We start from the raw sequence: 5,537 nt of genomic DNA on the forward strand, positions 1-5,537 counted from the left end.
TTGACGTGCTGGCCGCCGGCGCCCGAGGCGCGCATCGTGTCGATGCGGATCTCGGCGGCGGGGATGTCGATGTCGACCTCCTCCGCCTCGGGAAGCACCGCCACCGTCGCCGCCGAGGTATGGATGCGCCCGCCGCTCTCGGTGACCGGAACCCGCTGCACCCGGTGGACGCCGGATTCGAACTTCAGCCGCGAGAAGACCCCGCGCCCGCTGACATGGGCGACGAGCTCGCGCAGCCCGCCGATCTCGGTCGGCGTCTCCTCCACGACCTCCCAGCGCCAGTTCTGCGCCTCGGCGAAGCGCTGGTACATGCGGGCGAGATCGCCGGCGAAGAGCGCCGCCTCCTCGCCGCCCGTGCCCGCCCGGATCTCGAGGATCGCCGAGCGCTCGTCCGCCGCATCGCCGGGCAGGAGCGCGAGCCGGAGCGCCTGCTCGACCTCGGGCAGCGCCTCGCGGATGCGCGCGAGCTCTTCCTCGGCGAGGTCGCGCATCTCCGGATCCGCCAGCAGGCGCCGCGCCTCCTCCTGCTCCGCCAGCAGCTTCCGGAAGGCGTCGATGCGCTCCACCACGGGCTTGAGCTCGGCATATTCGCGCGACAGGGCCGGCAGATCCGCGACCGAAGCCCCCTCGTTGAGCCTCGCCTCGATATAGTCATGGCGCGCCCGAACCTGGTCGAGCTTGTCCATCGGGATCATCTGGGCTCACGCGTCTGGTTTCAGCCCGGCGCTATGGCGCGAAAGCTCCCGGCGCCGCAAGTCCAATGTGGCTTCGCGCGCCCTCGGGGTCGCGCGGCCCCACGCCTATTCCGCAGCCTGCCCGGGCGCCGCCGCCGCCGCGCTCTCGATGGCCGCCGCGCGCTGCTCGACCAGCTCGACGATGTGGTCGATCATGCGCGCGTTGTCGAGCTTGTGCGCCTGTTTCCCGGCGAGATAGACCATGCCGGATCCGGCCCCGCCGCCGGTGAAGCCCACATCCGTCATCAGCGCCTCGCCCGGCCCGTTGACCACGCAGCCGATGATCGAGAGCGACATGGGCGTCTTGATGTGCTCGAGCCGCTTCTCGAGGATCTCGACCGTCCGGATCACGTCGAACCCCTGCCGGGCGCAGGACGGGCAGGAGATGATGTTCACGCCGCGATGCCGGAGCCCCAGCGCCTTGAGGATCTCGAAGCCGACGCGCACCTCCTCGACCGGATCGGCCGAGAGGCTGATCCGGATCGTGTCGCCGATGCCCATCCAGAGCAGGTTGCCGAGCCCGATCGCCGATTTCACCGTGCCGCCCAGCATCGCCCCGGCCTCGGTGATCCCGAGATGGATCGGCGCGTCCGTCGCCTCGGCCAGCTGCTGATAGGCCGCCGCCGCGAGGAAGACGTCCGACGCCTTCACGCTGATCTTGAACTCGTGGAAATCGTTCTCCTCGAGCAGCCGGATATGGAAGAGCCCGCTCTCCACCATCGCATCCGGGCAGGGCTCGCCGTATTTCTCCAGCAGATGCTTCTCGAGGCTGCCCGCATTCACCCCGATGCGCATCGAGCAGCCGTGGTCGCGCGCCGCCTGGATCACTTCGCGCACGCGCTCGGGCTTGCCGATATTGCCCGGATTGATGCGCAGGCAGGCCGCGCCGGCCTCGGCCGCCTCGATCGCCCGGCGGTAGTGGAAATGGATGTCCGCCACGATCGGCACCGGGCTCTCGCGCACGATCTCGCGCAGGGATCGCGTGGAGTCCGCGTCCGGGCAGGACACCCGCACGATATCGGCGCCGGCATCGGCGCAGGCCTGGATCTGCGCAACCGTCGCCGCCACGTCGGTGGTCGGCGTGTTGGTCATGGTCTGCACGCTGATCGGCGCATCGCCGCCGACCGCCACGGATCCGACATTGATCCGCCGCGACCGGCGCCGGCTGATGTCCCGCCAGGGACGGATCGGGTTATGTGTCATTCGGGATGAGGTCCGCGCTCTGAGCCAGAGCCGAAAATAGGCCGCCCGCGCGGGAAAGTCATCCCTTGCCCGGAAGTTCCGCAGGGCGGTTGCATCCGGAGCGGATTCTTTCCGCTTCGACCGTCCCGCAGCAAACCGAGGGCGGCGCCCGGCCCGGGCGGGTGCGGCGCGCGTGGCCGGATGCCATCGCCCGGCGGTTCCGCCGGGCGGACGCCTATTGGATCTCGATCGGGGCGGCCAGCGCCGGCTGGCCGGCGCCGATCGCCTGGGAGATCACCTCCGGCACGACCGCGACCTCGGCGAAGCGCTCGGCGACGGCCTGCGAGGACAGGACCACGTCGCGAACCGCCCGGGTTCCGGAGCCGAGCGGGCCATGGAGCCTGTCGCCGACCCGGACATAGACGGACCCGGCATTGCCGGCCCAGATCCTCGGCGCGCCGACCCCGGCCGGCGGGGTGTAGGTCTCGCCCTTCTCGAGGATCTTCTCGAAGATGATCGTCCCGCTCTCGAGATAGACCCGCACCCAGGCGGCGCGCTCGGCCACCACCACCAGCGGCAGGTCGGCGGCATCGGCGACGATCGCCGGCTCGGCCGCGGGCTCCCCGGCCAGGGAGGATTCCACCGCCGCCAGCACCACCGCCGGATCGGCCGCATCCGCGCGCGCCGCGACCGGCGGCCCGACGACCACGACCTCCGCGCGCCGGGCGGCGAGCGGCGTCAGGCGGTCGGGATCGAGCGCGGCGATCGGCCCGTCGCGCGGCTGGAGGATCGGCACCTCGATCTCCTGCTGGCGATAGAGCTCGGCCAGGGCGGTCGATGCCACGGGCTCGGCCAGCTCCGTCAGCACCACCTCGCCGGCCTCCGCGACCTCGGGCGCCTCGAGCGGCTCGACCTCCGAGAGCGCCAGGGGCAGGTCGTCCACCGGCGCGAACTGGACCCGCTGGATGTTCTGCAGCACCGTCCAGCCGCCGTAGCCCAGCGCGGCGACCAGCACGAGCAGGACGAGCACCGAGCCGATCGCCGAGAAGGGAATGCTCGGGATGCCGGAGCCGACCTCGGCCAGCGGGAAGCGCGTCTGGAAGCTCCCCGCCTCCGCGGGCGCGGCGGCGCCGGCCCTGGGCTGAAGCGCCAGGTCCTTCGGGCGCGCGAAGCCGCTCTCCCGGCAGAAGCGCCGGTAGACCATGTCCGGGTCGAGCTGCAGGTAGCGCGCATAGGCGCGCACGTAACCCGGCACGAAGCTCGGATTGGGAAAGACCGAGAGATCCATGTCCTCGATCGCCGAGATATAGGACGCCTTGATCCTCAGGTCGCGATGGACGTCGAGCAGGGACTTGCCGAGCGTGGCCCGCTCGCCCCGAAGTTCGTCCCCGAGCCTGAAATCGTGCTCCGACATATCTTGCTCGAACGAGCCCAACTCATCACCACGCATGGATCACCCTGGCGACCCCAACCGATCCGACCTGCCCAATCCGCCCGTCCCGAATCACGGCGAACGATTATTGCTTTGGCCAGATGCTAACACCTTTCTTGCGACCCGGGCAGAAATTGCTTCGATCATGCTGAATTTCTTGCCGAATGTGCTCGAAATAGCGCGATCCCGCGGCTGCCCGGCCGCGGCCTTCGTTCAGTAGATGTAGCGGATCTGATCCGACCAGTAGCGCTCCATGCGCCGCAGGCTGCCGTTGATGTCCTGCAGGCGGATGTTGCCGGTGACCTCGCGGCTCAGGATCCCGTCGGCGTGGCGCTGGAAGAGCTCGCCCACGATGGTGCGGATCGACAGCCCCTTCTCGGTCAGGCGCACCCGGACCGCCCGGCGGTCCACGGCGCATTTCTGGTGGTGCATGTAATTGTACTCCACCAGCTTCTTGAGATTGTAGGAGACGTTCGAGCCCTGGTAGTAGCCGCGGGTCTTGAGCTCGCCGGCCGTCACCTCGTTCTCGCCGATGTTGAAGAGCAGCAGCGCCTGGACCGGGTTGATGTCGATGATCCCGAGGCGCTCGAACTCGTCCTTGATCACGTCGAGCAGCAGCCGGTGCAGGCGCTCCACCATCGCGAGGGTCTCGAGATAATCCGCCAGGAAATCGTCACTCTCGGCGGGAGGCGTCGCGATGCGCTCGACCTTCGCGTGCATACTCATGCTGGCTCTCCGCAACTGTACTCGTCGCGGGACCCTCACGCAAAAGTTTCTACAAGCCGTTAAAATTCCCGGCTGCCCGGCGCCGCTCACCCGATCCCGAGATGGGTCCGGATGCGCCCGACGGCCGGCGCCAGATCCGGCGGCGGCGCGGCCTGGGCGCTCACCCAGCGGTAGAGATCCTGGTCCTCGGCCTCGATCAGCCGCTCGAATTCGTCGAGCGCGTCCGGGTCGAGCTCCGCCGCCGGCCCGTCGGCATAGGGCCCCAGGATCAGGTCCATCTCGCGGGTGCCCCGCCGCCAGCAGCGCAGGCGCAGGCGCTTCTGCCGGTCCGAAGCCCCCTCGGCCTCCGCCGCCGTCCCGGTCGCGAAGACGCTGTCCATCGACCTGAATCCCTTGAATTCCAGCGCGTTGCCGGATGGATCGGAGAGAAAGAACGTGCCCTGCTCCCCCGGCTCGCCCGCGAACCTGAGCCTCGGCGCCACCAGGAAGGCGACGCCCCGGTCGCGCAGCCGCGCCGCCAGCGCGCTCCAGCTGTCCATGTCGAGAACGGCGCCGAAATGCGGGACCGGAACCGCCTCGCCGTCGACCGCCCCCGCGCCCGCGCCCGCGGCGGGCGCCTCGGCCAGATGCGCGCTCAGCTGGTGCCCGAAGAAGTCGAAATCCTGCCATCTCGGCGCGCTCCGGCCCATGGCACAGCCGAGCAGCTCGCCATAGAAGGCGCGCGTGGCGGCAAGATCGCGCACCGGAAACGCGAGGTGGAAGGGGCCGGGCACGCTCTCAGGCGAGAACGGCGCGCATCCGCTTCTCCAGCCGCGCCATCTGCTCGGCGAGATGGAGGTGCTCGGCGCGCAGCCGACGCAGATCGGCGAGGCAGGCCTCGCCGGCCAGATCCGCCGGCACGCCCGACGCCTGCGGCGCCTCGCCCTGCCCGGTCAGCAGCCAGATCATCGAGACATTGAGCAACCCGGCCAGCGCCTGGAGCTTGTTCGCCCGCGGCTCCGAGCGGTCCTCCTCCCAGTTCCTGAGGGTCTGCGCCCTGATGCCGAGGCGATGCGCCAGTTGCGCCTGGTCGAGGCCGAGCGCCTCGCGGGCATGGGCGAGGCGGTCTCCGAAGGTCGAGGTCTCGTCGGAAAAATCGTCGCTGGTCGACCGCGCGGCCGCCTCCGCTTCAAGCGTCATCTGAACTACCTCCGATTGAACGGCCACGCCCTTGCCCCGAGTCGCGGCGGAACCTATGACAGGCGCGTTTCGATTGCAAACCGGGGCGCCCATGCCGTTTCTCTCCGAGGCGCTCGCGCGCATCAGACCCTCGCCCACCGTCGCGATCACCGCCGAGGCCGCCGCGCTGAAGGCGGCCGGCCGCGACATCATCGGCCTCAGCGCCGGGGAGCCCGACTTCCCCACGCCGCCGAACGTGCGCGCCGCGGCGATCCGCGCCATCGAGGAGGGCAGGACCCGCTACA

The 5,537-nt window shown here is 70.0% G+C and carries 6 protein-coding genes and 1 pseudogene; 1 reads left to right on the top strand and 6 read right to left on the bottom strand.

What is annotated here, in order from left to right:
- From V7050_RS17625 to V7050_RS17650, 6 genes are all read right to left on the bottom strand, one after another.
- The coding region (locus tag V7050_RS17625) for a PCRF domain-containing protein (protein WP_324410933.1) at nt 1-695 on the bottom strand (695 nt) is incomplete at its 3' end.
- 105 nt (nt 696-800) lie between these two features.
- The gene (ispG, locus tag V7050_RS17630; protein WP_324368503.1) at nt 801-1,937 is read right to left on the bottom strand and encodes a flavodoxin-dependent (E)-4-hydroxy-3-methylbut-2-enyl-diphosphate synthase; all 1,137 of its coding nucleotides are present in this window, start codon (nt 1,935-1,937) and stop codon (nt 801-803) included.
- Between the two features lie 214 nt (nt 1,938-2,151).
- The gene (locus tag V7050_RS17635) at nt 2,152-3,330 is read right to left on the bottom strand and encodes a helix-turn-helix domain-containing protein (RefSeq protein WP_324368501.1); all 1,179 of its coding nucleotides are present in this window, start codon (nt 3,328-3,330) and stop codon (nt 2,152-2,154) included.
- Between the two features lie 231 nt (nt 3,331-3,561).
- Nucleotides 3,562-4,074, bottom strand: coding sequence for a MarR family winged helix-turn-helix transcriptional regulator (locus V7050_RS17640; protein WP_324368499.1), 513 nt, complete (start codon nt 4,072-4,074; stop codon nt 3,562-3,564).
- Between the two features lie 86 nt (nt 4,075-4,160).
- Nucleotides 4,161-4,847: a succinate dehydrogenase assembly factor 2 gene (locus tag V7050_RS17645; protein WP_324368498.1), complete on the bottom strand. Its 687-nt coding sequence runs from the start codon at nt 4,845-4,847 to the stop codon at nt 4,161-4,163.
- A 4-nt stretch (nt 4,848-4,851) separates the two neighbouring features.
- Entirely contained in the window at nt 4,852-5,253 is a 402-nt protein-coding gene (locus V7050_RS17650; protein WP_324368496.1) for a helix-turn-helix domain-containing protein, read from the bottom strand.
- A 91-nt stretch (nt 5,254-5,344) separates the two neighbouring features.
- Between V7050_RS17650 and V7050_RS17655 the strand changes: the two are divergent.
- Nucleotides 5,345-5,537: pseudogene (locus V7050_RS17655) on the top strand (aspartate transaminase); the annotation flags it as partial.

Source organism: Amaricoccus sp. (genome assembly GCF_036846665.1).
GTDB lineage: Bacteria > Pseudomonadota > Alphaproteobacteria > Rhodobacterales > Rhodobacteraceae > Amaricoccus.

Bases quoted from the DNA above. Each gene is read 5' to 3' on its own strand.
- ispG (WP_324368503.1), bottom strand. From the start codon at position 1,937: ATGACACATAACCCGATCCGTCCCTGGCGGGACATCAGCCGGCGCCGG.
- V7050_RS17635 (WP_324368501.1), bottom strand. From the start codon at position 3,330: ATGTCGGAGCACGATTTCAGGCTCGGGGACGAACTTCGGGGCGAGCGG.
- V7050_RS17640 (WP_324368499.1), bottom strand. From the start codon at position 4,074: ATGAGTATGCACGCGAAGGTCGAGCGCATCGCGACGCCTCCCGCCGAG.
- V7050_RS17650 (WP_324368496.1), bottom strand. From the start codon at position 5,253: ATGACGCTTGAAGCGGAGGCGGCCGCGCGGTCGACCAGCGACGATTTT.